Source organism: Pseudomonas sp. PNPG3 (assembly GCF_023093815.1).
GTDB classification, from domain to species: domain Bacteria; phylum Pseudomonadota; class Gammaproteobacteria; order Pseudomonadales; family Pseudomonadaceae; genus Aquipseudomonas; species Aquipseudomonas asiatica.
In genome coordinates this window covers 1-291 of record NZ_JALLKV010000172.1, presented here as the reverse complement: position 1 = coordinate 291, position 291 = coordinate 1, and the positions used below count along the sequence as shown (strand labels likewise).

Here is a 291-nt window from a genome sequence, read left to right as displayed (position 1 = left end):
TCGGCTGCAGGCGATTCCGTTCAACAATGGCACGGGCAATACGTTTGGCGAAACGCTCTTCACCATAGGTCTTCAGTACAAAAGCGATATCGTTTTCTTCCGCCTGCAGCAGCCATTCAGCGGCCGATAGCCCGCGCGTCGGATCCATACGCATATCCAACGGCCCGTCACGCATAAAAGAAAAGCCGCGTTCGGCATCATCCAACTGCGGCGAAGAGACCCCTAAATCCAGTAAAATACCGTTGATTTTGCCGGTTAAGCCACGTGCTTCAACGTAATCCGCCAGCGCCG

Annotated in this window: 1 protein-coding gene; it reads right to left on the bottom strand. The window is 54.3% G+C overall.

The window, feature by feature from the left end; translation table 11 throughout:
* Positions 1 to 291: 16S rRNA (cytosine(1402)-N(4))-methyltransferase (gene mraW, locus MJ643_RS30610; RefSeq protein WP_247727298.1), on the bottom strand; the 291-nt coding region annotated here is incomplete at both ends.